Annotated in this window: 25 protein-coding genes; 3 read left to right on the plus strand and 22 right to left on the minus strand. The window is 59.7% G+C overall.

Features of this window, described 5'->3' with window-relative positions; genetic code table 11:
• Positions 1–54 precede the first annotated feature (54 nt).
• On the plus strand, positions 55–1,017 hold the full coding sequence (locus AADH44_RS08320) for an ROK family protein (protein WP_341952290.1): 963 nt from the start codon (positions 55–57) through the stop codon (positions 1,015–1,017).
• On the opposite strand, the gene AADH44_RS08325 is transcribed toward AADH44_RS08320, so the two are convergent.
• The 5 genes from AADH44_RS08325 to truB are packed head-to-tail and all read right to left on the minus strand — an operon-like array spanning position 1,018 to position 4,994.
• Positions 1,018–2,265, minus strand: coding sequence for an MFS transporter (locus tag AADH44_RS08325; RefSeq protein ID WP_341952291.1), 1,248 nt, complete (start codon positions 2,263–2,265; stop codon positions 1,018–1,020). It abuts the gene before it with no gap.
• 36 nt (positions 2,266–2,301) lie between these two features.
• Complete coding sequence (locus AADH44_RS08330; protein WP_341952292.1) at positions 2,302–3,258, minus strand: bifunctional riboflavin kinase/FAD synthetase; 957 nt, start codon at positions 3,256–3,258, stop codon at positions 2,302–2,304.
• Between the two features lies 1 nt (position 3,259).
• Positions 3,260–3,673: a hypothetical protein gene (locus AADH44_RS08335; RefSeq protein WP_341952293.1), complete on the minus strand. Its 414-nt coding sequence runs from the start codon at positions 3,671–3,673 to the stop codon at positions 3,260–3,262.
• A gap of 24 nt (positions 3,674–3,697) precedes the next feature.
• Positions 3,698–4,066, minus strand: a complete 369-nt coding sequence (locus tag AADH44_RS08340; protein ID WP_341952294.1) for a hypothetical protein — start codon at positions 4,064–4,066, stop codon at positions 3,698–3,700.
• Positions 4,059–4,994, minus strand: a complete 936-nt coding sequence (truB, locus tag AADH44_RS08345; RefSeq protein ID WP_341952296.1) for a tRNA pseudouridine(55) synthase TruB — start codon at positions 4,992–4,994, stop codon at positions 4,059–4,061. The genes AADH44_RS08340 and truB overlap by 8 nt, the downstream gene beginning before the upstream one ends.
• 136 nt (positions 4,995–5,130) lie before the next feature.
• Here truB and AADH44_RS08350 point away from each other — a divergent pair, with 136 nt between their 5' ends.
• Positions 5,131–6,138, plus strand: coding sequence for a 2-dehydropantoate 2-reductase (locus tag AADH44_RS08350; RefSeq protein ID WP_341952297.1), 1,008 nt, complete (start codon positions 5,131–5,133; stop codon positions 6,136–6,138).
• On the plus strand, positions 6,128–7,039 hold the full coding sequence (locus AADH44_RS08355) for an A/G-specific adenine glycosylase (protein WP_341952298.1): 912 nt from the start codon (positions 6,128–6,130) through the stop codon (positions 7,037–7,039). The genes AADH44_RS08350 and AADH44_RS08355 overlap by 11 nt, the downstream gene beginning before the upstream one ends.
• On the opposite strand, the gene rbfA is transcribed toward AADH44_RS08355, so the two are convergent.
• The 17 genes from rbfA to AADH44_RS08440 form a co-directional block, all read right to left on the minus strand.
• Positions 7,006–7,530 carry a 30S ribosome-binding factor RbfA gene (rbfA, locus tag AADH44_RS08360; protein ID WP_341952299.1) on the minus strand — a complete coding sequence of 175 codons (525 nt, stop codon included), beginning with the start codon at positions 7,528–7,530 and terminating at the stop codon, positions 7,006–7,008. The two genes, AADH44_RS08355 and rbfA, sit on opposite strands and share 34 nt — an antisense overlap.
• A gap of 118 nt (positions 7,531–7,648) precedes the next feature.
• A complete protein-coding gene (gene infB / locus AADH44_RS08365) occupies positions 7,649–10,477 on the minus strand; it encodes a translation initiation factor IF-2 (RefSeq protein WP_341952300.1) in 2,829 nt (942 codons plus the stop codon).
• Positions 10,478–10,567: 90 nt separating this feature from the next.
• Positions 10,568–10,909 carry a YlxR family protein gene (locus AADH44_RS08370; protein ID WP_341954969.1) on the minus strand — a complete coding sequence of 114 codons (342 nt, stop codon included), beginning with the start codon at positions 10,907–10,909 and terminating at the stop codon, positions 10,568–10,570.
• A 76-nt stretch (positions 10,910–10,985) separates the two neighbouring features.
• A complete protein-coding gene (nusA, locus tag AADH44_RS08375; RefSeq protein ID WP_341952301.1) occupies positions 10,986–11,987 on the minus strand; it encodes a transcription termination factor NusA in 1,002 nt (333 codons plus the stop codon).
• A gap of 74 nt (positions 11,988–12,061) precedes the next feature.
• A complete protein-coding gene (locus AADH44_RS08380; RefSeq protein WP_341952302.1) occupies positions 12,062–13,843 on the minus strand; it encodes a proline--tRNA ligase in 1,782 nt (593 codons plus the stop codon).
• Positions 13,844–13,861: 18 nt separating this feature from the next.
• Positions 13,862–15,010 (minus strand): flavodoxin-dependent (E)-4-hydroxy-3-methylbut-2-enyl-diphosphate synthase, encoded by a 1,149-nt coding sequence (gene ispG, locus AADH44_RS08385; protein WP_341952303.1) that lies wholly within the window; start codon positions 15,008–15,010, stop codon positions 13,862–13,864.
• Positions 15,011–15,050: 40 nt separating this feature from the next.
• Complete coding sequence (locus AADH44_RS08390; RefSeq protein ID WP_341952305.1) at positions 15,051–16,109, minus strand: alpha/beta hydrolase; 1,059 nt, start codon at positions 16,107–16,109, stop codon at positions 15,051–15,053.
• A gap of 52 nt (positions 16,110–16,161) precedes the next feature.
• Entirely contained in the window at positions 16,162–16,806 is a 645-nt protein-coding gene (locus AADH44_RS08395) for a CoA transferase subunit B (RefSeq protein WP_341952306.1), read from the minus strand.
• Complete coding sequence (locus AADH44_RS08400) at positions 16,806–17,582, minus strand: CoA transferase subunit A (RefSeq protein ID WP_341952308.1); 777 nt, start codon at positions 17,580–17,582, stop codon at positions 16,806–16,808. Before AADH44_RS08400 ends, AADH44_RS08395 begins: the two co-directional genes overlap by 1 nt.
• Positions 17,579–18,487 (minus strand): alpha/beta hydrolase, encoded by a 909-nt coding sequence (locus AADH44_RS08405; protein WP_341952309.1) that lies wholly within the window; start codon positions 18,485–18,487, stop codon positions 17,579–17,581. Before AADH44_RS08405 ends, AADH44_RS08400 begins: the two co-directional genes overlap by 4 nt.
• Positions 18,484–19,230: a 3-hydroxybutyrate dehydrogenase gene (locus tag AADH44_RS08410; RefSeq protein WP_341952311.1), complete on the minus strand. Its 747-nt coding sequence runs from the start codon at positions 19,228–19,230 to the stop codon at positions 18,484–18,486. Before AADH44_RS08410 ends, AADH44_RS08405 begins: the two co-directional genes overlap by 4 nt.
• Positions 19,227–19,883, minus strand: coding sequence for a TetR/AcrR family transcriptional regulator (locus tag AADH44_RS08415; RefSeq protein ID WP_341952313.1), 657 nt, complete (start codon positions 19,881–19,883; stop codon positions 19,227–19,229). The genes AADH44_RS08410 and AADH44_RS08415 overlap by 4 nt, the downstream gene beginning before the upstream one ends.
• Complete coding sequence (locus AADH44_RS08420) at positions 19,880–21,442, minus strand: AMP-binding protein (RefSeq protein WP_341952314.1); 1,563 nt, start codon at positions 21,440–21,442, stop codon at positions 19,880–19,882. The genes AADH44_RS08415 and AADH44_RS08420 overlap by 4 nt, the downstream gene beginning before the upstream one ends.
• On the minus strand, positions 21,439–22,518 hold the full coding sequence (locus AADH44_RS08425; protein ID WP_341952316.1) for a branched-chain amino acid ABC transporter permease: 1,080 nt from the start codon (positions 22,516–22,518) through the stop codon (positions 21,439–21,441). The genes AADH44_RS08420 and AADH44_RS08425 overlap by 4 nt, the downstream gene beginning before the upstream one ends.
• Complete coding sequence (locus AADH44_RS08430; protein WP_341952318.1) at positions 22,515–23,390, minus strand: branched-chain amino acid ABC transporter permease; 876 nt, start codon at positions 23,388–23,390, stop codon at positions 22,515–22,517. Before AADH44_RS08430 ends, AADH44_RS08425 begins: the two co-directional genes overlap by 4 nt.
• On the minus strand, positions 23,387–24,121 hold the full coding sequence (locus tag AADH44_RS08435) for an ABC transporter ATP-binding protein (RefSeq protein ID WP_341952319.1): 735 nt from the start codon (positions 24,119–24,121) through the stop codon (positions 23,387–23,389). The genes AADH44_RS08430 and AADH44_RS08435 overlap by 4 nt, the downstream gene beginning before the upstream one ends.
• Complete coding sequence (locus AADH44_RS08440) at positions 24,118–24,873, minus strand: ABC transporter ATP-binding protein (protein WP_341952321.1); 756 nt, start codon at positions 24,871–24,873, stop codon at positions 24,118–24,120. The genes AADH44_RS08435 and AADH44_RS08440 overlap by 4 nt, the downstream gene beginning before the upstream one ends.
• Between the last annotated feature and the right edge of the window lie 10 nt (positions 24,874–24,883).

Below are 24,883 nucleotides of genomic sequence, written 5' to 3' on the forward strand. Positions count from 1 at the left end.
CGAACGAAACCCTTTGCACGGAGAGCACCCCCGCAACCCAATAAGGTGGATCCCGTGACCACCACCACATCAAATCTTTATGCCCTCGCCATCGACATCGGCGGAACCAAAGTTGAGGCCGCGCTCGTTGACCCAAACGGTGTTGTTTTCGCGTCAAGTCGCTTCCGCGCCCCCACTGGCCGCTCCTCCTCGAGCGAACAACTCGCGGAGAGCGTGCGCACCGTTATTCGCCAGTCAGCCGCAGCGTTGCCGGATGGGGCGAAACTACTCGGCGTCGGCATCGGCAGTGCCGGCCCCATCTCTGTTTCTCGCGGCGAAGTCTCTCCACTGAATCTGCCCGCGTGGCGTGATTACGGCGTGCGGGCTCTCGTCGAGGACGAACTGCCGGGACTCACTGTCGCGCTGCGCGGCGACGGCAACTGCATCGCGCTCGCGGAGCACTGGATCGGTGCAGCTCAGGGAGTGAAGTATTTCATGGGGATGGTTGTTTCGACCGGTGTCGGCGGCGGGCTCATCCTCGACAACCGGCTCATCGATGGCCCGACCGGAAACGGTGGCCACTTCGGTCATGTTGAAGTCGGCGGAGAAGATGTCGCCTGTGGCTGCGGCGGAACAGGCTGCGTCGAAGCCGTCGCTTCCGGACCGAAAACAGTCGAATGGGCGCAAGCTCACGGCTGGTCCGGAACCACGGGAGAAGAACTGGCAGCAGACTATGCCGCCGGAAACGACATCGCCGTGAAAGCTGTGCGGCGCTCGGCTCGTGCTGTCGGGCACGGAATCGCGTCCGCAACAGCGCTCGTAGACCTTGAACTCGTCGCTATTGGCGGCGGCTTCTCTCACGTCTCCGATGACTACATCAACCTCGTGGCCGAAGCCATCACCGATCGAGTGCCCTTCCCCTTTATTACGAAGGTTCGCGTAGTGGCATCCGCTCTTTCCAGCGACGGCCCGCTGATCGGAGCTGCTGCCCTAGTGCACCACCCTGAACGACTGAGCAACTCAGCCCTCGCGAACTAGTTAGTTTTCGAACTCGGCGGTGGAAATCTCCAGTTCATCTTCAACGAAGCTTGGACGGCTGAGCATGACGGCACTCACGAGTGCCAGAAGGCTCGTGAAGAGCAGAAACATCAATGGCCAGACCCATCCGCCCGTCAGCTCTCGCACGAGCGCGACGGCGAAAGGACCGAGTGCTGCAACCGAGTATGCGACGCTCTGAACAAATCCACTGAGAGCGGCTGAACCTTCGTGGCTACGTGTTCGCAGATTGATGAGCACAAGGCACAGCGGGAACAGAATCGTCCCTATGCCGGCGAGTGCCACCCAGAGCCACGTGACAGCCGTTGGAGCAAATGCCAGCCCTAGGTAACCGAACGCACCAGCCAACACTCCCGCGAACATCACGAGTCCTATATTGGAAATTCGACTGGCAAGGACGGGACTCAGAATGCCCAGCGGGATACCGATGAGGCCAAAGAGCGACAGCATAGCTCCGGCTTCAATGGGGGTAAAGCGAGCCGATTCGACGAGGATCTCCGGAAGCCACGCAAAGAAAGAATAGAAGCCGATCGACGAGACGCCAAAAGCGAGCGTAATCGCCCAGGCTGTCTTCGAACGCGCCATCGACCACACCGAGATGCTGCTCGAGATGGGCAGCAGGGCTTCGTCGTTCGCTGCGGTGCGACGCGCATGACGCGCTCGCACCCAGAGCACCAACCAGGGAATAAGTGCAGTGAGCGCCAGCAGAGCCCATACCGCAACCGACACACGCCATCCAGCCGCCGCCGCTATCGGCGCCGCAAAAAAGGCGGGGATCGCAGCACCCAGCGAGATGAGCATCACATACCCGCCGGTAACCGTGCCCAAGCGATCAGGGAAGTACTTCTTCACGGCAGGAGGGAGGAGTACGTTGCCGATTCCCATTCCAACCAACGCAATGATGCTGCCGAGCGCCAGTATGACGTAGTTGTCGCTGACAGCACGCAGGCTTGATCCAGCGACCATTGCCGCCGCGGCAATCAGTAAGCTCGCGTCAAGACCGCGAGCTCGAGCAATAGCCGGCGCAGTGATGCCGGCAAGGGCAAAGGCGATCGGAGGCAGCATCCCGAGCACTCCGAGCCCGAGGCTACTTATCGGAATATCGTTCTCGATTACTCCAAGAATGGGAGAAATTGCCGCAACCGCGGTGCGCACATTGAGGGCGATAAGGAGGATGCCCAAGAGTGCGAGGGTTCGCCCTCTCCAGAGAGTGCGCGTGCTTGTAGTCATTCGAACAAGTCTAGGTGCCGCTCAACCCTCACGACGCTACTTCTGGGGCATCACTTTCGCCGGCACACCCAAGATCTCTCTTACTGCCAGTTCATCGAGACACATCTGCTCGACAAGGGCATCGATTGTTGAAAACTTGACCATTCCGCGAACGTACTCAACGAACTCTATTTCGACGCGCTTGCCGTAGATGTCGAAATCTTGGTCGAGAGCGTGAGCTTCGACCTGCTTTTCGGCCACCCCCTGGAAGGTGGGATTGTTGCCAATCGAGACAGCCGCCGCAAATGGCGTTCCGTCGATTACTAGCCACGCGGCGTACACACCGTCCGCAGGAATAAATCCTTCAGAGTTCGGCTCGAGGTTTGCCGTCGGGTATCCCAGCTCTCGACCGCGCTGCTGCCCGAGCACCACGATGCCACGCACAGCATGAAGCGCGGTAAGAATTCGGCCAGCCTCAGCAACGTGCCCGTCAGTCAGCAACTCTCGCACGAAGGTCGACGAAATACGACGGCCACCCTCGAGTTCAATGTCATCAACAACGACGACGTCAAAACCGTGGCTCTCGCCCAGCGAACGCAGCAGTTTGACGTCGCCAGCGCCCTTCGCGCCAAACCGAAAGTCAGCACCAACAAGAATGACGTGAGTCTCCAACGCGCCAGCCAGGACTGTTGTGACAAAATCTTCAGCGCTGACATCGCTCAACGCTCGGTCAAAAGTGAGCATGAGAGTTGCATCAACGCCGGTAGACCCTAGCCGCTCCAGCTTCTGCTGCTTGCTCAGCAGCGGTTGCGGGCAGGCCTCAGGGTTCAACAAGCTCATCGGGTTGCGATCGAAAGTCACCACGACCGAACGCAACCCCCGTTCGGCAGCAATCTGCTGAAGTTGCGCAAGCACCGCACGGTGGCCACCGTGCACGCCATCGAACTTGCCGATCGTCACAGCAACGGGACCAAAGTCCTCCGGCACGGCGTCGACTGATTCGAACAAATCCATGTCAGCGATTCTCCTGAGAATTGCGCACCCGATACAGCCAGAGCAAACCGAGAATTGGAAGCACGAGAGGCACGAACAGGTAGCCTGCCCCGAACGATGACCACACCGTGTCGGAGGGGAACAGAACAGCATCAACAAGGCTCAGCGTGCCAATCGTCAGTACACCGACGAGCTCGAAAATGATCGCCACTACGGCGACCCTAAACCAGAGCGCACCGGTGCGGACGAGAGCGACCGTTGCCACAATGTAAACAACGCCTGCGAGCCCCGACAGCAGATAGGCGACCGGTGCTTCATCGAACTTCGTCGCGATCTGAAAGAGTGACCGAGCGGTAGCACCCAGTGCCATCACCGCGTACACGGCGATCAGCACACGGCCAATCCCCGTTGAGGTAGAAGAATCCTTGCTAGTCATCGCATCAACTTTAGGCGCTCTGGGCTAGGCCAACTGCACAAACCAGATTTGACTCATCCGATACACCATCACCGCGATTGACAGGCAAGCCACCCCCAGTACAACACTGCTCCAGCGATTGCGTTCGATGAGCCCCCACATGACCGCTGCGGGCGGAATCAGGATGGCCGACACCAGATAAATCCAAAACTCTAAGCCACTACCGGTCGCGACATTGCCAAACGCTGGCGCAATAATTGCCATCACCAGTTGGACCACAAGCAAAGCCTCAACGAGCAGGGTGGCTCCTAGCGTGTAGTCGTTCGGTTTCACCCCCGCAAAGCCAACAACTATCGCCGCCGTTCCAGCAAGCACCGCAATGACAATCTGTGCCCACACAAACCACTCAACCATCGCTCGGCTCACCTTCCTGCGAGACTGCTACCGCATCTGCGGGAAAATTAGACAGGATGCGAGTGCGCCCGTCGACGACTTCGGCGAGGCCAATGAGGCGACCAGAAGGGTTAACAACCGCAATGGGGCCCGTGCCCACATCGCCAAGCGGAATCTGCCTACCTCGCGACAATTCGAACGATAGCTGGTCATCGAGTTCAACGCTTTCGAATAGCGTGCCTGCGACCTGTGCCGGAGCAATGAGGCACGCCTCAAGGTCATCGCCGAGCGTGCTAGCTGTCTCGACGGTGAACGGGCCGACCTTGGTGCGGCGCAATACCGTAAGGTGGCCGCCAACTCCCAACGCGTCACCCACGTCGCGGGCAAGAGCCCGGATGTAGGTACCCGAGGAACAATCCACGCGAACCTTGACGTCGATGAACTCGTTTCGCTCAATCTCGAGCACGTCGAATGCTGACACCGTCACGGCACGCTCTGCGAGCACTACCTCCTCGCCCGAACGAGCCAGGGTGTACGCCCGCTTGCCATCGACTTTGATGGCGCTGACGGAGCTTGGGCGCTGCATGATGGGGCCCGTGAACTTCGCTACCGCCGCGGAGATCGCATCATCCGTTATTGCGGCAAGGGCGGCAGCAGCAGCAGGGGTCGAAAGTTCACCCTCGGCATCATCGGTGTTTGATGACGCACCCAGCCGAATCGTGGCCGTGTACTGCTTGTCGAGACCAACCAGATAGGTCAGAAGCCGGGTCGCGTTGTTCGCACCCAGCACGAGGAGGCCTGTCGCCATCGGGTCAAGGGTTCCCGCATGGCCAATTTTGCGGGTGCCAACGGATGCCCGAGCCCGGGCGATCACGCCGTGACTGGTGATTCCTTGTGGTTTATCAATGAACAGGATTCCGCTGGCAGGGTTACGCGGGGGCTTAGCCATGACCGCACCTCCCCACACCGGCGGCCTCGGATGGGCAGCGCAACAACATTAGCCAATTCTCTCGCACCTCGCCGACGTATCGACACCGCCGGCTACTCCCCAGAGGATTGTCCCACGGTGCCCGTAGACTTCGGCTATGCGAATCGGCATCATTGGGGCGGGTGCCGTTGGCGGCGCCATTGCGTCGTTGCTTGCCCGCGCCGGCAACGATGTTGAAGTGACCGCCCGCGGAGCGCACCTTCATGCCATCCGCTCATCGGGCCTCATTCTGACCGGCGCGTGGGGCGAAAGCACATCGCAGGTATTGGCTGGCGCGACTCTCACTCGGGTCAACGAGCTTGTGGTCGTGGCAACGAAAGCGCACGACGCTGAAGCCGCGCTTCGCGACAACATCAAGTACCTCCGCAACGTGCCGGTCGTCATTTTTCAGAACGGGCTCGACTCGTTGGAGAATGCGATACACGCGTCGCCGCGGTCGGATGTGATCGGTGGCCTCGCAACCTTCGCATCATCGTTTCTTTCCCCAGGCAAGATCCACGTCACGGCTGCAGGCCCCAGCTACCTCGGTGTTTCCGGGGACAACGATGTTCCTGCCCGCTACGCTGCCCACATCCTCAATGAGGTAATGCCCACTTTCGCGGTGCCCAACTTTCGCGGCGCTCAGTGGACCAAGCTCATCATCAATCAGGTCAACGCTCTCCCCGCAATAACCGGGCGGAGTGTGCAGTCGGTAGTTCGAGATTCCGGACTCCGACGCGTGATGACGGCGAGTATGCGTGAGACGGTGCGGATCGCTCTTGCCGAAGGCATCCACTGTGAAACACTGCAGGGTCTCAGCCATCGCCGTCTGCGGCTTTTCGCTCGACTGCCACTGTGGCTCGGCGAACTACTCCCCCGCCTCATGGCGAACCGTATGGGTCGCACTCCCAACCCTGGATCTACCTTGCAAAGCATTCGACGCGGACAACTCAGCGAAGTGGATGCCCTCAACGGTGCCGTGGTTCGCTCAGCGGCCACGCTTAACCGCAGCGCGAAGGTGAATGCGCTCATGGTCGAACTCGTGCACGCAGTCGAATCGAGTGGCACATTCTTCACCCCTGACGACGTCGTCGCCCGTTACGCGGCGCTCTCGCGTGACGCCTGAAACATCGGCCGCTGAGCTGCATACACTTTCTCGTCTGATTCGAGAGTGGTTCGGCCAGCACGGCCGCGACCTTCCTTGGCGACACGATGACTTTGGGGCTTGGGGCATTCTTGTCAGCGAAATCATGTTGCAACAGACTCCCGTGGTGCGGGTGATCCCTCGGCTCGAGCAATGGCTCGAACGATGGCCAACGCCGGAAGCCCTCGCCTCGGCTTCGCCCGGAGATGCTGTGCGGGCATGGGAACGTCTCGGCTACCCGCGCCGCGCACTCAATCTGCATGCCGCCGCAACCATGATCACTGAGAACCACGGCGGTATCGTGCCTGAGGACCTGGCCTCACTGTTAGCCCTGCCAGGAGTTGGGGATTACACCGCTCGCGCGGTCGCCGCTTTTGCTTACGGGCACCGGCATCCGGTAGTCGACACCAATGTGCGGAGAGTAATCGCTCGCACCGTGCTCGGGCAGGGGGAGGCTGGTCCGCCGTCAACACAGCGAGATCTCTCGTCGATGGAACAACTGCTCCCCACTAACGATGCAGCGGCTCGCGCCACTAATGCGGCGGTCATGGAGCTGGGGGCAATCGTCTGCACCGCCAGAAAGCCGTTGTGTGACGACTGCCCGGTGAGGCAGCTCTGCCAGTGGCGAGCAACGGGATACCCCGCCTATGAGGGAAAACGACAAGCTACACAGAAGCGATTCGAAGGTTCGGACCGTCAAGTGCGCGGTCTAATCCTCGCCGAATTACGCGCAAGCGATGTGCCAGTTACGGCTGCCGAGATAGCTCAGGTTTGGCCCGATGACGAACAACGTGATCGAGCCCTCGCCGGACTACTGATCGACGGACTGCTCGTGCACGACGGCTCTGATTACGAGTTGCCGCCGTCGTCCTTACTTTCGTAAACCGCATCGTCGTCCGAGTCGTCGTCATTAGCATCGTCATCAAAACCGGCCGCGTCTTCTTCGGCAGCGAAATCACGGGGCTTGACGTACGGGTCTTCGTCGCCAGCGTAGGTTGCGTTTTGCTTCAACGAACCGATTGATGCGTCACGCAGGTGCGCTTCTGTAAGGAGCGACTCGATCAGCGCAGCGTTCTCGGGAATGCCGTCGGGGATGAACTCGATTGACGGGGTGAGTCGTGCTGTGAGGTTCTTGCCGACTTCGCGACGGACTAGCCCAGTAGCCGACTTGAGGGCCGCCGCGCTGTCGATACGTTCCTCGTCTGTGCCGTAAACGGTGAAGAATATTGAGGCGTGCTGCAGGTCGCCGGTCACCCGGACGTCGGTGATGGTGACGAATCCTAGGCGCGGGTCTCTGATGCCGCGCTCCAGAGTTTTCGCAACGATTACCTTGATGCGGTCCGCCATTTTTGCGGCACGAGCTGCGTCAACCATCTTTACTCCTTCTTACTATTCGCTGCCGTGATGTTACCCGCGGCGTTGACATTGACCCCGTCCTAGAAGCGGAGCTTCGCAAGCTTCTTGAACGGGGTCAATGTCATAAACCAAACGGCTAAACCCGCGGCTTTTCCTTCATTTCAATTGTTTCGATCTCGTCACCGATTTGGATGTCGTTGAACTTGCCAAGGCCAATACCGGCTTCAAAGTCGGTACGGACCTCAGTGACGTCATCCTTGAAGCGACGCAGCGAGTCGATCGCCAGGTTGTCGCCAACGACGACACCATCGCGGATAACTCGAGCCTTGGCGTTTCGCGTGATCGTTCCCGATCGCACGATGACACCAGCGATGTTTCCGACCTTGGAGGAACGGAAGATCTCGCGGATCTCTGCAAAACCAGACTGGACTTCTTCGAACTCAGGCTTGAGCATGCCCTTGAGTGAGTTCTCGACGTCTTCGAGTGCCGCGTAGATAACCGAATAGAAACGAACGTCGACACCTTCGCGGGTGGCACGCTCGCGGGCTTTCGGATCGGGGCGAACGTTGAATCCGATGATGATCGCGTTGTCGACCGTAGCGAGGTTGATGTCGCTCTCGGTAACAGCACCAACACCGCGGTGGATGATGCGCAGCTGAACGGAGTCATCAACATCAATCTTGAGCAGCGACTCTTCGAGGGCTTCAACAGCACCCGAAACGTCACCCTTGATGATGAGGTTGAGCGATTCGACCTTGCCATCTTCGAGGGCCTTAGTGAAGTCCTCAAGGCTGATGCGCTTACGGCTACGGGCCAGCAGGGCGTTACGTTCTGCAGCTTCACGCTTCTCAGCGATCTGACGTGCCATACGGTCATCGTCGGTGACAAGGAACACGTCGCCGGCCTTGGGAACCGAGGTCAAACCAAGCACAGCAACGGGACGCGAAGGCTCAGCCTTGGTGACCGAATCGCCATTCTCATCGAACATCGCACGAACGCGACCGTAGGCGGTACCCGCAACGATCGGATCTCCGACCGACAGCGTTCCCGACTGGATGAGCACGGTTGCCACAGCACCGCGACCCTTGTCGAGCTTGGCTTCAATCGCGACACCACGAGCATCCTTGTTGGGGTTTGCGCGCAGGTCGAGCCCAGCATCCGCTGTCAGAAGCACAGCATCAAGAAGCTCGGTGATACCGACGTTGTTGAGTGCCGATACATCCATGAACATGGTGTCTCCACCGTATTCTTCAGCTACGAGACCGAATTCGGTGAGCTGCTGGCGAACCTTGGCCGGGTTTGCTCCCTCTTTATCGATCTTGTTGATCGCGACAACGATCGGAACGTTGGCTGCCTGAGCGTGGTTGAGTGCTTCAACCGTCTGCGGCATGATTCCGTCGTCGGCAGCAACCACCAGGATTGCGACGTCGGTGACCTGCGCACCACGAGCACGCATAGCCGTGAACGCCTCGTGGCCCGGGGTGTCAATAAAGGTGATCGGACGTTCGATGCCGTCATGCTCTTTGACAACCTGGTAGGCACCAATGTGCTGCGTGATGCCACCAGCTTCGCCAGCAACAACGTTGGCGTTACGGATCGAGTCAAGCAGCTTGGTCTTACCGTGGTCGACGTGACCCATGACGGTGACAACGGGAGGGCGAACAATGAGTTCGTCATCCGACTCGTCCTCGAGCTCTTGATCGAGATCCATATCGAAGCCGAGCAAGAGTTCGCGATCCTCTTCTTCGGGCGAGACCATTTCGATCTTGAAGCCGAGTTCATCGCCCAAAATGCCGAAGGTTGCCTCATCAAGAGACTCCGTTGCCGTCGCCATCTGGCCCAAGTGGAACAGTACGGTGACGAGGTTTCCGGGGCTCGTGTCTATCTTGTCGGCAAAGTCGGTGATCGATGCGCCACGGCGAAGGCGGATAACTTCGTTGCCATCGCCACGAGGAACGCTGACGCCACCAAGCGACGGAGCTTCTCTCAGTTCGAACTCTGCCCGCTTCGCCCGCTTCGACTTGCGTGCCTTGCTCTTGCCGCCACCGCGACCGAAGGCACCAGCGGTACCTCCACCGGGGCCGCGACCGCGACCGCCACCGGGCGGACGGTTAGGACCAAAGTTGTTTCCCGGTGCTCCGCCTGGGCGCGCAGCCCCACCAGCTCCACCGGGGCGCTGACCGCCGCCAGCACCGGGACCGCCTGGGCGCTGACCGAAGCCGCCCGGACGTGCACCCTGGCCGGGGCCACCGGGACGCGGAGCGCCAAGACGTGGCGTTCCGGGGCGAGGTGCACCAGGACGCGGGGCTCCGGGGCGAGGTGCGCCGGGGCGGGGGATGCCGCTGCCAGCACTGCCCCCGCCACCAGCACGCTGCGAGCCTTGGTTGGATGCGTATGGATTGTTTCCGGGGCGAGCGCCACCGCGTTGCATTCCTTGATTGGATGCGAACGGGTTGTTGCCCGGACGGGGTGAACCCGGCCGGGGAATTGCCGACGGGCTCGGCGCCGCAGGCGTGTTGCCCTCGGGCTTCGCGCTAGCTTCGGCGGATGCTTTCTCTGCGGCCAAAGCTTTCTCTGCTGCCAACGCCTGAGCCTGACGCTCAGCGACAGTCAACGGTGCGGGAGCCGCACCCTCTTCTGGTTCGTGAGCCTGCTCAGACGTTGGAACAGCAGCCGGAGCTTCTTCAGCAACCACTGCAGGGGTCGGGGCACTGGGTGTCGGGGTCTTGGGTTTCGGCGCAGCTTTCGGCGAAGCCTTGGGAGCAGCCTTAGGCTTCTCCGGCTCTGCCGGTGCTTGTGCAGCGTCTGCCTCTAGGGCAGCTTTCAGCCGTCGTGCAACGGGTGGTTCAATGCTTGACGAAGGGCCTTTAACGAATTCGCCCATTTCTTTGAGCTTCGCTAGTGCAGCCTTGCTATCGACGCCTGCTTCGGCGGCGACTTCGTGTACGCGTGGTTTGGCAGCCACATTTCTCCTGTCTGGGTCTGCGCCCAGACAGGGGCAGACCGCTAATTACGGACGGAACTCATTTCGAGCCGCTCATTAGTTGTCCATAGGTCAATCAGCCTGTTCGTTAGGGGGCACCGGTTGATGCCCCGCCTCATATTCAGCTAACACTGAAAGAAGTGCTCCGGTATTTAGCGGTGAATTCACCATCAGTGCACGCTCAAAAGCTCTGCGTTTGACTGCAGACTCACAACACGTGGTACTGGGGTGAAGCCACGCACCGCGACCCGGAAGTGCGGCCGAATGGTCGGCCACAACCGCACCGTGAGATGCGATAACCCTCAGTAACGAGGATCTGCTGCCGCTTGCACGACAGCCAATACACGTTCTTACTGCGTCCATGATACCCCTACTCTCCAATCGTGCACTCCCCCGCGCCCAGTTTTGGCGCATAAGCAGCACTCGGGAGCCGCGCGCCACCGCTGGCGACTCCGCCTTATGGCGAACGAAGTCACGAGCGGTCGTGCGACTACTCGCCGTCGAGAATTGAGTCGGGCTGGATGTCTATGCGTGCGCCAGTCAGCTTGGCTGCCAGGCGAGCATTTTGCCCCTCTTTTCCGATCGCCAGCGAAAGCTGGTAGTCGGGAACGAGAGCACGCACTGCTTTCGTCGCCTCATCAATGACGAAGGAGCTCGAGACTTTGGCTGGGGAAAGCGCATTAGCGACAAACACTGCAAGATTCTCTGAGTAGTCAACAATGTCGATTTTCTCGTTGTTGAGCTCCGCCGTTACCGCACGGACGCGCTGGCCAAGCTCACCAATGCACGATCCCTTGGCGTTGATTCCTGCTTCTGTGGCGCGCACAGCCATCTTTGTGCGGTGGCCGGCCTCGCGAGCCACTGACGTGATCTCGACGAGTCCGCTGGCGATCTCAGGAACTTCGAGCGCAAAGAGTTTGCGCACGAGCGAAGGATGGGTGCGACTGACAGTGATCTGAGGACCCTTGTCGCCCTTGTTCACCGCAGTGACGTAGACACGAAGTCGCGAGCCGTGGGTGTATTCCTCGCTCGGAACCTGCTCCTCCGGAGGCATAATCGCCTCGACGGTGCCCAGATCAATGTGGATCATGCGCGGGTTGGGACCCTGCTGGATCACGCCGGCAACGATGTCTCCTTCGCGACCTTTGAATTCGCCGAGAACCTTGTCGTCGCCGATGTCGCGAAGACGTTGGTTGATGACTTGCTTCGCTGCGAAAGCCGCAATGCGACCGAAATCACCGGGGCTGTCTTCAGCCTCACCGACAATTGCGCCGTCATCGTCGTATTCAGGAACCCACACACTGACGTGGCCGGTCTTGCGATCGAGCACGACGCGAGCCGTCGGCGCAATCTCTGCAGCCTTACCTTCGGGAGCCTCAACGTGCTTGAGATAGGCACTCATGATTGCCTGCTCAATGATCTGCACCAGTTCTTCGAACGGTATCTCTCGCTCGCGCTCCATCATGCGCAGCACGCTCAAGTCGATATCCATTGAGGGCCTCCGATATTCATTTAGGGGTGATAAACCGGAGCCTCACTGGCTCCGAATAGGCTAGTTTAGCCGCCTTAACCGAGCAGTGCTGCACCAACCTCAGCGATGCTGGTGCTGGTTCGCTCATTCGTGACGCGATCCCAGACCTCGACCATTCCGTTGGCAGCATCGCGGCCGACAATCACTATCTTGGGCACGCCAAGCAACTCAGCATCGCCAAACTTTACGCCAGGTGAGACCTTGGGTCGGTCGTCGAAGAGCACGTCGAGTCCCGCACTTTCGAGCGAGGAAACCAAGCTCTCGGCTGTTTCGAAAACGACGGGGTCTTTACCTGCCGCCACAATGTGCACGTCAAACGGGCTGATGTTCTTGGGCCACAATAGGCCCTTGCCATCGTTGGTGGTCTCCGCAATCGCCGCCATGAGACGCGTGACACCGATGCCGTATGAGCCCATCGTCACGGTGACGAGCTTGCCGTTCTCATCAAGCACCTTGAGTCCAAGAACCTCGGCATATTTGCGACCGAGCTGGAAGACGTGACCAATCTCCATTCCCCGAGCGGTCTCAATTGGGCCGCTGCCGTCAGGAGCGGGGTCACCCGCGCGAACATCCGAGATCTCGACGGTGCCGTCATTAATGAAGTCGCGACCGGCCACGAGACCAAGAACATGCTTTTCATGGATGTTGGCTCCGGTGATCCACTGCGTGCCGTCAACGACACGAGGGTCAAGCACGAATCGAACACCGGTTGACGACTTCTCACCGATAACGGCGCCCTCGGGCGACCACGGTCCGATGTAGCCCTTCACGAAGCCGGGATTTCCCTCACGCTTCGCAAGGGCAGCGAAGTCTTCCGGTGTTGCCGCTTCGACCTCTGCCGGCGCGAAGGCAACTTCGGCACGCTTGAGGTCAACGTCGCGGTCGCCAGGTAAGCCCACGACAACAAGCTCGCGGGATCCATCGAGGGAACTCAGAGCCAGCACAACGTTCTTGAGAGTGTCAGCTGCGGTCCACGGACGATCCGCGCGAGGCTGCTTCTCGTTTGCCAAGGCGACGAGCGTCTCAATCGTCGGCGTATTAGGCGAATCGAAAATCAGCGGCTCAGGCAGCCCCTCAATCGGCTGCGCCTCAGGCGGAGTCGTGCGATAGGCCTCGACGTTCGCGGCATACCCTCCCGCTGAACGAACGAACGTGTCTTCACCGATCGGGGTGGGGTGCAAAAACTCTTCGCTCTTCGAGCCACCCATGGCGCCCGCATCCGCGGCAACCACGACGTACTCCAAGCCCAAGCGGGTGAAGATTCGCTCATACGCGTCACGGTGCTGCTGATACGAAACGTCGAGTCCGGCATCCGTGTAGTCGAAGGAGTAGGAGTCTTTCATCGAGAACTCACGACCCCGCAGCAGGCCAGCGCGTGGGCGCGCCTCGTCTCGGTACTTGTCCTGAATCTGGTAGAGCGCCAGCGGCAGGTCTTTGTAGCTCGAGTAGAGATCCTTCACGAGCAGCGTGAAGACCTCTTCGTGAGTTGGGGCCAGCAAGTAATCAACATCTCTGCGGTCCTTCAGCCGAAAGATTCCATCACCGTACTCCGACCAACGGCCCGTCAATTCATAGGGTTCGCGCGGCAAAAGCGCCGGAAAGAGCACCTCTTGCGCACCAAACGCTTCGAGCTCCTCACGAATGATCGCCTCAATCTTGCGGCGAACCTTGAGACCGAGCGGTAACCAGGCAAACACCCCTGGTGCCTGACGGCGGATGTAGCCAGCACGCACCAAAAGACGGTGGCTGGCTACCTCAGCATCGACGGGATCTTCGCGGAGCGTGCGGACAAAGAGTTGAGAGAGACGTGTAGACACGCCTCAATGTTAGTGCGGCTATGGCGTGAGTACTTGCGGGCTGCCGATCTCCCCCGCGGGCATCTCCGCAGCAATCCGGTTCGCCTCTTCGATGAGGGTGGCAACGATCTCTGATTCGGGAACGGTCTTAATGACTTCACCCTTGACAAAGATCTGCCCCTTGCCGTTACCGCTGGCAACACCGAGGTCAGCTTCACGAGCCTCACCCGGACCGTTCACGACACAGCCCATGACGGCAACACGCAGCGGAACGGTCATGCCTTCAAGACCCTCAGTGACATCGTTGGCCAGCTTGTAGACATCAACCTGCGCGCGACCACAGCTGGGGCACGAGACGATTTCAAGCTTGCGCTCACGCAGGTTGAGCGACTGGAGAATCTGCAGCCCTACCTTGACCTCAAGAGCAGGAGGTGCCGAAAGCGAGACACGAATTGTGTCTCCAATTCCCTCACCCAGAAGGATGCCAAATGCTGTAGCGCTTTTGATAGTGCCCTGAAACTCGGGGCCAGCTTCGGTGACGCCCAAGTGCAGAGGCCAGTCCCCGCGCTCAGCGAGCATCCGATAAGCCTTGACCATCACTATGGGGTCATTGTGCTTGACCGAAATCTTGAAATCATGGAAGTCGTGCTCTTCGAAAAGGCCCGCCTCCCAGACAGCACTCTCGACGAGTGCTTCTGCAGTGGCCTTGCCGTACTTCTGAAGAATGCTTGGCTCAAGTGAACCGGCGTTGACACCGATTCGCAGGCTCACGCCGGCATCCTTCGCAGCTTTCGCGATATCGCCAACCTTGTCATCAAACTTGCGGATGTTGCCCGGGTTTACGCGAACAGCGCCCACCCCGGCATCAATCGCCGAGAACACGTAGCGCGGCTGAAAGTGAATGTCGGCAATAACGGGAATCTGGCTCTTCTTCGCGATGATGTGCAAGACATCCGCGTCGTCCTGATGAGGAACCGCGACTCGAACAATGTCACAGCCCGAGGCGGTAAGTTCGGCGATCTGCTGAAGAGTTCCGTCGATATTCGTGGTCTGCGTTGTAGTCATTGACTGCACGCTGACTTGCGAATCGCTGCCGATTCCTACCGAACCGACCTTGATCTGGCGGGTCTTGCGACGAGGAGCGAGGACTTCGGGAACTTTCGGCATTCCAAGATTGATTGCTGGCACTATTCCAGTCTAGAGCCGACTCCTGAACAACAGCGGAACGCTAGTCAACGGCGAGGTGCGCGCCGAGCACCTCAAGGAACTCTGCCGGACGTTCAAGATGCGCCGAATGTCCACACTCTTCCCACGCGAGTTCGGTATAGCTGCCGCCGTTCGCGGCATACTTATCAAAAACGGCTCGGGTCTGCTCGATCATCGGCTGCGGTGGGGCAACCTCGGCACCTGGCCACCCGGGGATAACGCCCAATTGCCCCAAGAAGTTGAGATCAAAACCTGACGCATCCGAGACGATGGCGTCGTTGATGCCGCGAACCCACAGCACGGGAGGTTTGCTCGCCAATTCAGCTATTCCGCTGACGTTGAAGTGGTCGGGCGTCATGGTGTTGAGCACGCCGCGGCCGCCAGGTCCGAAGCCTGGCCACGCATCCACCGCAACAGAGTCGCCAGGGTAATTGTCTTCGCCCGTTGCCGTCGTGAGCATCGATTCGACCCACAGATCTTCATGCTCGCTGTGAGCTTCCGGATGTGCCACGTAGGCCGTGCGAAATACCATCCGCGCGGATGCCGGAGAGTCGTCGCTCGTGTTTCCCGCAGTCAATTGGGCAATAAACTCAGGGTTCGCTCCCCCGCCACCGGTGCCGGGGCACTCCGCGGCAAGGAGCTCGCCAGTCGCTCCCTTTGTGCCACCAAACCCGAATGGCGAGACAGGCGAAACGAAGGTTGCCGTGGAAACGCGCTCAGCGTGATCGAGCATGAACTGCATCACCACGCCACCGCCCATGCTCCATCCGACAAAGTTTGCGCGCTCCACTCCGAGCGAATCAAGAACTGAAGCCACGTCGTCAGAAAAATCGCGAACGCCACGCGTGGCATCCACTGGCAAGGTTTCGCTTTCACCAAAGCCTCGAAGGTCAATTGCCAAGGCCCGCACTCCGCTGTTGAGGCCGAGCATCGTCGGCTGCCAGAACAGTGAAGAAGAGACGTTGCCGTGAACGAAGACGACGGTGGATGTTGCGGAGTCTGCTGGCCGTTCGAGCACTGACGCGACGAGTCGCGGAGTCGTGACGCTGTGCTGAACGATGCCGTCGAGAAGAGTAGCCATGGGGTGTCCTTTTAGTTGGTAAAACTGCGGGGAGTACGGGTATTCAGGAAATCTATGCCGAAATAAGGTCTACGGTCAGCTCGGGCTCAGTTGCCGCCCGAACGGTTGCTTCGTCAACGCCGGGGGCGAGCTCGCGCACAACGAGCCCACCGAGTGTGACGTCGATTACCGCGAGATCGGTGATGATGCGGTGAACAACACCGCGACCGGTGAGCGGCAGCGAGCACTCGTTAACGATCTTGGGAGTGCCGTCCTTGGCGACATGCTCCATGAGTACGATGACGCGAGCCGCACCGTGCACCAGATCCATCGCGCCGCCTGGCCCCTTGACCATCTTGCCGGGGATCATCCAGTTGGCAAGATCGCCGGCGACGGAAACCTGCATTGCGCCCAAAATGGCCGCGTCTATCTTGCCGCCGCGAATCATCCCGAAACTCATCGCAGAATCGAAGAAGGCCGTGCCCGGAAGGGTCGTGACGGTCTCTTTGCCCGCATTAATCAGGTCAGGGTCGACGTTCTCTTCTGTGGGATACGGCCCAACCCCCAGAATGCCATTCTCCGACTGCAGTACAACCGTGCGGCCCTCTGGCACATAGTTGGGTACGAGCGTCGGCAACCCAATGCCCAAGTTCACATACGAACCATCAGCCAACTCGAGCGCGGCACGAGCCGCCATCTCTTCGCGTGTCAAAGCCATTACGCCACCCCCTGCCGCACAGTGCGACGTTCGATTCTCTTCTCGACATCGGAACCCACCTCGATCACTCGCGAAACGTAGACGCCCGGCAAATGCACGGCATCCGGCTCAATTTCGCCAGGCTCGACAAGTTCTTCGACCTGAGCCACGCAGATGCGACCGGCCATAGCGGCGAGCGGCGAGAAGTTGCGCGCTGACTTAGCAAAAACAAGATTGCCGTGACGATCACCCTTGAGTGCGTGCACGAGCGAGAAATCTGTAGTGATCGACTCTTCGAGCACGAACTCTTTCGCAGCTCCCTTGACCTCGAAAGTGCGAACCTCTTTCTGAGGCGACGCAATCGCGATGCCACCCGCACCGTCGTAACGACGAGGCAGACCGCCCTCAGCAACCTGAGTTCCCACCCCCGTCTGAGTAAAGAATGCGGCAATCCCCGAACCGCCAGCGCGAAGTTTTTCAGCGAGCGTGCCCTGTGGCGTCAACTCAACCTCAAGCTCGCCGGTCAAGAACTGGCGCTCAAACTCCTTGTTCTCCCCAACATACGACGACGTCATCTTGCGGATGCGGCGAGCGCCAAGCAGCACGCCCAAGCCCCAGTCATCGACACCACAGTTGTTGCTCACGATGCTCAAATCGTCGGAGCCTAACTCCAGCAGCGCCTGGATCAGAACCATCGGATTACCGCAGAGGCCGAAACCTCCCACCGCAAGAGATGCCCCGTTCGGAATATCGGCGACAGCCTCTGCCGCCGACCCCACTGTCTTATCAATACTCACGCTCGGACCTCCCGGGGTTGACTCGTCAAAATTTCATTCATGACGCCCGCAACACGATCTGCACCACGCGGTGTCAAAGTAATTGTGTAGTGGTTGACGTCAACCGCCTCATGAAAAATCACATTCGGAAGTTCGGAACGCCAGTGGTCACGCTGTTCCGGAGAATACAACGCGGGCACCTGATTGAGAAGACCCCGAGGTGCCCGAATGAAATGTACCGGAACCGTCAGCCCTCGAAGAGCGCCAAGATAATGCTCATCCCCACTCAGCTGGAGGGCATCGAAACTCACCGCGGCGATATTACTCGCCGGATGCAGACTGGGCTCGGAGCCGACTAGATCGTAATCCACATAGTCACGCACAGCACTCGTAAACTCCTGAGCAAACGCCGGATGCTTTTCCCAAAAATTTTGATAACTCGCACGATCAACAAACGTCATCGACAGTCGCTCAGCAGCGGGCCCCAAAATCACCTGGGGAAGCTCCTCAACCGAAGTTCCCTCCGGCGCAGGAATGGGCAAACCGCCGTCAATGAGGATCAACGCGGACACACGCTCCGGATACTGCGCCGCCAAGCTCGCAGCGACGAAACCACCCATCGAATGCCCAACCACGAGCGCCGACGCCGTATCTGTCGCCGCCAACAGCGCGTTCATGTCTGCGGCGTGCTGCGGCATCCCGAACGGCGCCGGAAGGTCCCGGCTTGCACCGCGCCCTCGCAGATCGGGAGCGATGACCCGATACTCAGGCAAGGCGGCCGCGATAAGCGGCCACGACATGTGCGACGCCGTGATGCCGTGAATGAGCAGGATGGTGCCCTGAGGCTTCGAATCTGGCTCCCAGATCGCGGCCGTGAGTTCGCCACCCTCGACGGGGCACCGGATAGTTCGATAGTGCTGAGTCATCGCGCGCTCCAGCCGCCATCCATCGTGTATGAGGCGCCCGTAACCATTCCGGCGGTGTTGCCGGCAAGCCACAAGACAAGATCAGCAACTTCCTCGGGTTCAAGCAATCGTTTGATGGCGCTCTCTGTCAGCATCACCTTCTCCACAACTTCAGATTCCGGGATGCCGTGCACTTTCGCTTGATCGGCGATCTGCTTCTCGACCAACGGGGTGCGCACATACCCGGGGTTCACGCAGTTGCTCGTGACGCCGTGAGCTCCACCCTCCAGCGCCGTAACCTTGGAGAAACCTTCCAGCGCGTGCTTCGCAGCAACATAAGCCGATTTGTACGGTGACGCCCGCAATCCGTGCACAGAGCTGATGTTGATGATGCGACCGAACTCACGCTCGTACATTCGAGGCAAAGCGGCCCGCACGAGCAGGAACGGTGCCTCAATCATGAGATCGAGGATGCGGCTGAACATTGCTGGCTCAAAGCTCTCAATCGGACTCACGTGCTGAATGCCGGCATTGTTGACGAGAATGTCGATGTCGAGGCTGAGGTCTGCAAGGGCAGCCGTCTCGGTGAGGTCAACCTGCCAGGCGTCGCCGCCGATCCGGTTCGCTTGGGCGGTAGCTGCGTCGCCGTTGAGATCGGCAACGATCACGTGTGCCCCCGCGTTCGCAAGCGACACGGTACACGCGGCACCAATCCCGCTGGCACCACCGGTTACGAGGGCCCTGCGTCCCGAAAGATCGGTCATTTCTCGACTCCTGAACTGCTCGACTCCGGCACAGCCAGAGCACGGCGAATAAATGTGATCATGTGATCGAGAACATCATCGGGAACTCGTGAGGTTCCACTTGCGGTCGGATCGGCATCATTGCCTGCAGACGGTGAGTCGCCCCACAACACCCACCGCATCCCAATCATTTCGCCAATCCCCATGAGCGCCCACGCTGCGACAGTCGGATCAATATCGCCAACCTCACCCAGCAACTGTGCTTCTTTGAGCCCCTCGATGTAGCCATCGACAATGCGCGAATAGTGCAGCCGCAGTGATTTGGGTGACACGAATTCGGCCTCACGAACCACTCGGTAGAGCGCCGGGTGCTCGGCCGTGAATTCAAAGAACGCACGAAAACCTGCACGCTCCGATTCGATCCGATTGGATGCCGCACCCGAGGCTTCGCTCAGTGCTCGACGAACGCGGCGGTTGAGATCCTCAACGAGTTCTTCAAAAATCTCAAGCTTGCTCGCGAAATAGAGATAAAACGTGCCCTGACCAACACCCGCTTCTTCTGTGATGCGCACGACGGACGCATCGGTATAGCCGTAGCGCGCGAAGACGGTTTCGGCTGCCTCAATCAGCTTCGTCTTGGTGCGGGTGCCGCGAGCGGTGAGTGGTGTGTTCATGAACTGATCCGTCCTGCTTGTGCGGACTCTGATGTCCATTGGCCGAGCAGCACACGACGGCGCGCCTTGTCACTGGATGAGCGCGGGATCGACTCCACGAACATCACACGCTTGGGTACCTTGAATTTCGCCAGGGAAGCACGAGCAAAATCGAGCAGGTCGGTCTCGTCGGTTGACGCGCCCGAACGCACTACAACCCAGGCCACGGCAACTTCGCCCCATTGCTCGTCTGGCACCCCAACGACAGCGACATCGGCAACGGCGGGATGACCGAACAGCACACCCTCAATTTCGGCAGGAGCGACCGACTCTCCCCCGGTGATGAAAATGTCTTTGATGCGATCAAGCACGCGGTAGTAGCCTTCGGCATCCCTGCTCACTAAGTCACCCGTGGCAAGCCAGCCATCGCGAAGCGCGAGTGCGGTTGCTTCGGGTGCACGAAAGTAGCCGCTGAAAACACCGGGGCCGCGCACAAGCAGCTCACCCTGTCCCGCGCCCTCAATGCGTTCCCCCGTAACCGAGTCAGCAATGTCGACGTCGACGTGCGGATACGGTTTTCCCGCAGAACCGATGCGAACCCGTGCTTCTTCATCGGGAAGACACAACACGTTGGGGGCGGCTTCGGTGAGTCCATAGCCCTGCGTGAGCGCAACGCCCCGGCTGTGCCACACCCGCAGAAGCGGTTCGGGCATGGGGGCGCCACCAACAATCGCGTGCGCGAGACTCGAGAGGTCACTGAGCGCAAACCGCGGATGCTGCGACAAGATCAGGTAGTTGGCTGGCACGCCCATCATGGTCGTGATGCGGCGATCGGCGATGAGTTGAAGGACACGTGCAGGGTCGAAGGTGCGCTCAAGCACGACCGTGGCCCCCATCCACCAGGCCAGCAGCGGCTGAATATTCCAGCCCCCCACGTGGTACTGAGGCATAACCGCGAGCACCGTATCGGCACTCGTAATCTCAGCGGTGCGCGATAGCGAGAGGTTAGTCCAGAAGCAATTGGAGTGACTCAGGATGGCACCCTTTGCGTGGTCAAGAGTTCCCGAAGTGAAAACAATAAGGAGTGCATCGTCGTCGCGCACTGCTCGCCGCACGGGCGGCGTCGCGTCGTTTCGCAGCGGGGCAACAATGTCGCGCTCGATACCGTGCGTTCCGAGAATGCCGCGGGCTATGGGGGCGATCAGTCGATCCTCCGCGAGACTGGCGAGAGTCGCAAATTCGTCTTCCACCAACAACAGCGCTGGATCTGCCTGTTCGAGCTGTTGTGCGATCTCCCGCGGAGAGAGGCGCCACGAGAGCGGCACAAGCACGAGACCCGCCTTAGCACAGGCGAAGAACACCACAACGTGGTCAGAACTGTTTCCCGTAATCGTGGCGATGCGATCGCCAACACCGTAGCCGCCATCGAGAAAAGCCTCGGCGAGTGCAGTGGCTCGATCATCCAGTTGGCGGTAGGTCAACACCACGCCGCGGTCGTCGACGGCAACACGCTCAGGAGTGGCGATGGCGCGGTCAGAGGTCCACCGCCCTAACGTGTGTAGCCCATCAGGCTGACTCATTCCGCCTCCTCAAGCTGCTTGCGAGCAGCCGGCGAGACACTAGTGCCTGTTCCTAGGCGCTGTGCTGCACCGGCAATTCCTCCGGGAAGGAACAACACCACAAGGATAAACAGCGTGCCGAGAATAAAGAGTGGTTCTGAGAGAGGAATCCGCAAAACTGCCGGAAGTCCGGCGATCGCCTCGGAGCCTGCGAGCGCTGTAAGCCGCTGATCGAGCAGCGTGTAAACGATTCCGCCGACGATCGCACCCCACCGGGAACCGACACCTCCGAGCACCACAATCACCAAGATCGTGAGGGTAAAGTCTGCTGAGGTTGCCCGTGGAGTTGTTCCACTCTGCAGCAGCAGATGAACCATTCCGACAAGCGATGCCAGCACTGACGCGATGACGAACGCCATCAGCTTTACGCCGAATGGGCGCAAACCGAGCACGCGCACTCGCAACTCATTCTCGCGAGTTGCCGTCACCGCATGGCCCGCGCGGGAGTTCTCAAACCAGGCAACAATGACGAATACAATCACCAACAGCGCAAGAGCGAGCCAGTAGAGATTACGGGTGTTGATCACACCGATGAAGAAGTCGGGAATGTGCTCGGTATCGAGACGCAATCCTTCCTCTCCCCCCGTGACGGAGGGGTTGCGCCGCACGAGCACATTCCCTGCCTGGGCGAACGCCAGGGTGACCATCGCAAACGAGATTCCGGTGACTCGCAAGCTCAGTGCGCCAAGGAGATACGCGGCGGCAATGACGACCGCAAGTGTGAGCCCTAGCGCCGGAATCAGGGTGAGCTCGGTCTGCTGGAGCACAATCCCCAGTCCGTAGGCTCCGAGCGCAAAGTAGAGGGCGTGACCGAAGGAGAGCATCCCTGCAGTGCCAAACAGCAGATGGTAGCTGAGAGCGAGCGAAGCGAACAACAACGCTAATGCGAGCAGTTGCAGGGTCCCCGGCGTGTAGGTGGCCCCCGGCAGCACCCCGGGAATCGAAATATTCAGCAGAGGCAGGACCGCGGCAAACACCACGAAGGCACCACCCACGATCCACCACGTGCGTTGGCTGAGGTTCGTGAGCGACTTCATGCTTTCTTCCCCAAAATTCCGGTCGGGCGGACCAACAGCACGATGGCAAGCAGCAGAACAACCATCAGGTCACCCGTGCCGCCGAGAAAATAGTTGGCAAACTGCTGCAGGATCGCGACCACTACCGAAGCAATCGCCGCGCCCGCGAGTGAACCCAAGCCACCGATCACCGTGACAATGAACGCGAAGATCAGCAGGGATCCGCCCAATTGTGGTGAGACATAACCGAAATAGTGCGAGGCGAGAACCCCACCGAGGCCGGCCGCAGCACCACCGATAGCGAAAACAACGGTGAAGGCCTTACGCACATCAATACCCAAGGCGGTGACCATTGAACGGTTCTCGACACCGGCCCGAATGACCAAACCGAAGCGGGTGTACCGCAAGAATGCGACGATTCCGAGCAGCACGAGCACGGCAGCCCCGATGAGCAAGAAGCGATCGTTGGGAACTCGTGCCCCCAAAATTTCTGTCGTCTGTGACAGCCACGGCGGTGCCGTGACATAGATCGCGTCGGTGCCCCAGATGCCCTCAAACAGGGCGACCGTCGCGAGCGCCAGACCAACAGTCACGAGCACTTGCTCGATGTGCCGGTTGTACAAGCGTCTAATGAGCAAAAACTCGGTCGCGGCCGCAACGAGTGCGCCCACCACCATTCCGAGAAGCAGAGAGGCGATCAGCGTGCCCCAGCTTTCGCCGCCCATCCGCCTCGCCAACTCCCACCCCGCAAAAGCGCCGAGCGTGAGGAAGGATCCGTGGGCAAAATTCAGCACACCCATGAGGCCATAGATCAGTGAAAGACCGGATGCCACGAGGAAGTACAGCGCACCAAGCCCCAGACCCGTAATCAACAGGAGAATTATGGTGCTCATGCGACCCCTAGCAATTCTTTAGTCAACGCTTCATTGCCGAGCAGTTCCTCGGCGCTGCCGTCGTACACGACGCGTCCGCCTTCAAGCACGATGGCTTTCTGGGCGAGCCTCCGAACGACCTGAAGATTCTGTTCAACAAGCAGCACTGGCACTGTTTGAGCTGCCCGTTCAAGCGCGCGAGCCACATCCATCACAATCAGCGGGGCAAGTCCCTTAGTGGGCTCATCAACGAGCAGAACGCGGTTGTCGTTAACGAGGGCGCGAGCCAGTGACACCATCTGCTGTTGTCCCCCAGATAGCGTGCCCGCGAGTTGCCCGGCCCTAGCGGTGAGGTCAGGAAAAAGTTCAGCGATCAGTTCGCGATTCGGCGATGAATCTCGCTCCGCGAGTCGCAGATTCTCGGCCACCGTGAGCGAAGCGAAAACTTCGCGATCCTCGGGCACATACCCGACACCGCGCTGAACGATTCGATGAGTGGGTTCGCGATCGATTCGGTCACCGGCGAGGGTCACTTCGCCCGAGCGTTCAATGAGCCCCATGATTGCCCGGAGCGTGCTCGTCTTGCCAACACCATTGCGTCCCAGCAGAGCGGTCACTCCCACCGGGAGCATCTCAAAGCTCACCGACTCAACAACCTGCTGGCCCTCAATGCTTGCGTTGAGATCCTTGACCGTCAGGATGGATTCCGTGACGGCTGCTGCCGTCGGTGTACTGTCGATCGATTCGGTCATAGTGGTGCCCCCAAATAAGCCTTCTGCACCGCTTCGTCTGCCATCACGGCCTCCGGGGTGTCACACGCGAGCAACTGACCGTGGTGCATAACCGCAACGCGGTCAACCAAGCCAAGAACAACATCCATGTGGTGTTCCACCATGAGCACGGTGCGCCCCGACTTATGAACCTGACGGATTACCTCGCTAAGCCCGGCAACGTCACCAGAAGCGACCCCGGCCATCGGCTCATCGAGCAAAATCACGCTCGGATCGGTTGCGAGCAGCATCGCGATTTCGAGTTTGCGTTTGTCACCGTGCGAGAGCACACCCGCGAGCGTCTCGCTGTGGTGGCCCAATCCAACTTCATCGAGTCCCGCCCGGGCAATCGTTGTTGCCGCATCGTTCGGCCGCGGAAAGCGCAGCACCGAAGTGGCACCGCCCAGTTTCACTTGAGCTGCCAGTCGCACGTTCTCCACGGCGCTGAGCGCCGGGAACAGACTGGATGTTTGAAAAGTTCTGCCGAGCCCAGCCCGGGCTCGCGCATCAATGGTCTGATTCGTGACGCTACGCCCCTCAAGAGTGACGGTTCCGCTAGTGGGTGTCATCACCCCGGAGATGAGGTTGAATAGCGTGGTCTTTCCGGCCCCATTGGGGCCGATCACGCCGAGCATCTCGCCCTGGGAAACCGAGAGTGACACATCATCGATGATGACGGCACCGCCGATTGTGAGGGCAAGGTGCTCGACCGTGAGCACGGGCTGGTTCGACATAGCTTCTGAG

This window comes from Salinibacterium sp. TMP30 (assembly GCF_038397785.1).
Taxonomy (GTDB): Bacteria; Actinomycetota; Actinomycetes; order Actinomycetales; family Microbacteriaceae; genus Rhodoglobus.

What these genes read in the sequence shown, in the direction of transcription:
- nusA (WP_341952301.1), bottom strand. Translation starts at nt 11,987, where the DNA reads ATGGATATCGACTTGAGCGTGCTGCGCATGATGGAGCGCGAGCGAGAG.
- AADH44_RS08410 (WP_341952311.1), bottom strand. Translation starts at nt 19,230, where the DNA reads ATGACCGATCTTTCGGGACGCAGGGCCCTCGTAACCGGTGGTGCCAGC.
- AADH44_RS08350 (WP_341952297.1), top strand. Translation starts at nt 5,131, where the DNA reads ATGCGAATCGGCATCATTGGGGCGGGTGCCGTTGGCGGCGCCATTGCG.
- AADH44_RS08435 (WP_341952319.1), bottom strand. Translation starts at nt 24,121, where the DNA reads ATGACCGAATCGATCGACAGTACACCGACGGCAGCAGCCGTCACGGAA.
- AADH44_RS08330 (WP_341952292.1), bottom strand. Translation starts at nt 3,258, where the DNA reads ATGGATTTGTTCGAATCAGTCGACGCCGTGCCGGAGGACTTTGGTCCC.
- AADH44_RS08390 (WP_341952305.1), bottom strand. Translation starts at nt 16,109, where the DNA reads ATGGCTACTCTTCTCGACGGCATCGTTCAGCACAGCGTCACGACTCCG.
- AADH44_RS08395 (WP_341952306.1), bottom strand. Translation starts at nt 16,806, where the DNA reads ATGGCTTTGACACGCGAAGAGATGGCGGCTCGTGCCGCGCTCGAGTTG.
- AADH44_RS08425 (WP_341952316.1), bottom strand. Translation starts at nt 22,518, where the DNA reads ATGAAGTCGCTCACGAACCTCAGCCAACGCACGTGGTGGATCGTGGGT.
- AADH44_RS08415 (WP_341952313.1), bottom strand. Translation starts at nt 19,883, where the DNA reads ATGAACACACCACTCACCGCTCGCGGCACCCGCACCAAGACGAAGCTG.
- AADH44_RS08420 (WP_341952314.1), bottom strand. Translation starts at nt 21,442, where the DNA reads ATGAGTCAGCCTGATGGGCTACACACGTTAGGGCGGTGGACCTCTGAC.
- AADH44_RS08430 (WP_341952318.1), bottom strand. Translation starts at nt 23,390, where the DNA reads ATGAGCACCATAATTCTCCTGTTGATTACGGGTCTGGGGCTTGGTGCG.
- AADH44_RS08440 (WP_341952321.1), bottom strand. Translation starts at nt 24,873, where the DNA reads ATGTCGAACCAGCCCGTGCTCACGGTCGAGCACCTTGCCCTCACAATC.
- AADH44_RS08335 (WP_341952293.1), bottom strand. Translation starts at nt 3,673, where the DNA reads ATGACTAGCAAGGATTCTTCTACCTCAACGGGGATTGGCCGTGTGCTG.
- AADH44_RS08405 (WP_341952309.1), bottom strand. Translation starts at nt 18,487, where the DNA reads ATGACTCAGCACTATCGAACTATCCGGTGCCCCGTCGAGGGTGGCGAA.
- AADH44_RS08340 (WP_341952294.1), bottom strand. Translation starts at nt 4,066, where the DNA reads ATGGTTGAGTGGTTTGTGTGGGCACAGATTGTCATTGCGGTGCTTGCT.
- rbfA (WP_341952299.1), bottom strand. Translation starts at nt 7,530, where the DNA reads ATGGTTGACGCAGCTCGTGCCGCAAAAATGGCGGACCGCATCAAGGTA.
- AADH44_RS08370 (WP_341954969.1), bottom strand. Translation starts at nt 10,909, where the DNA reads ATGCGCCAAAACTGGGCGCGGGGGAGTGCACGATTGGAGAGTAGGGGT.
- AADH44_RS08325 (WP_341952291.1), bottom strand. Translation starts at nt 2,265, where the DNA reads ATGACTACAAGCACGCGCACTCTCTGGAGAGGGCGAACCCTCGCACTC.
- truB (WP_341952296.1), bottom strand. Translation starts at nt 4,994, where the DNA reads ATGGCTAAGCCCCCGCGTAACCCTGCCAGCGGAATCCTGTTCATTGAT.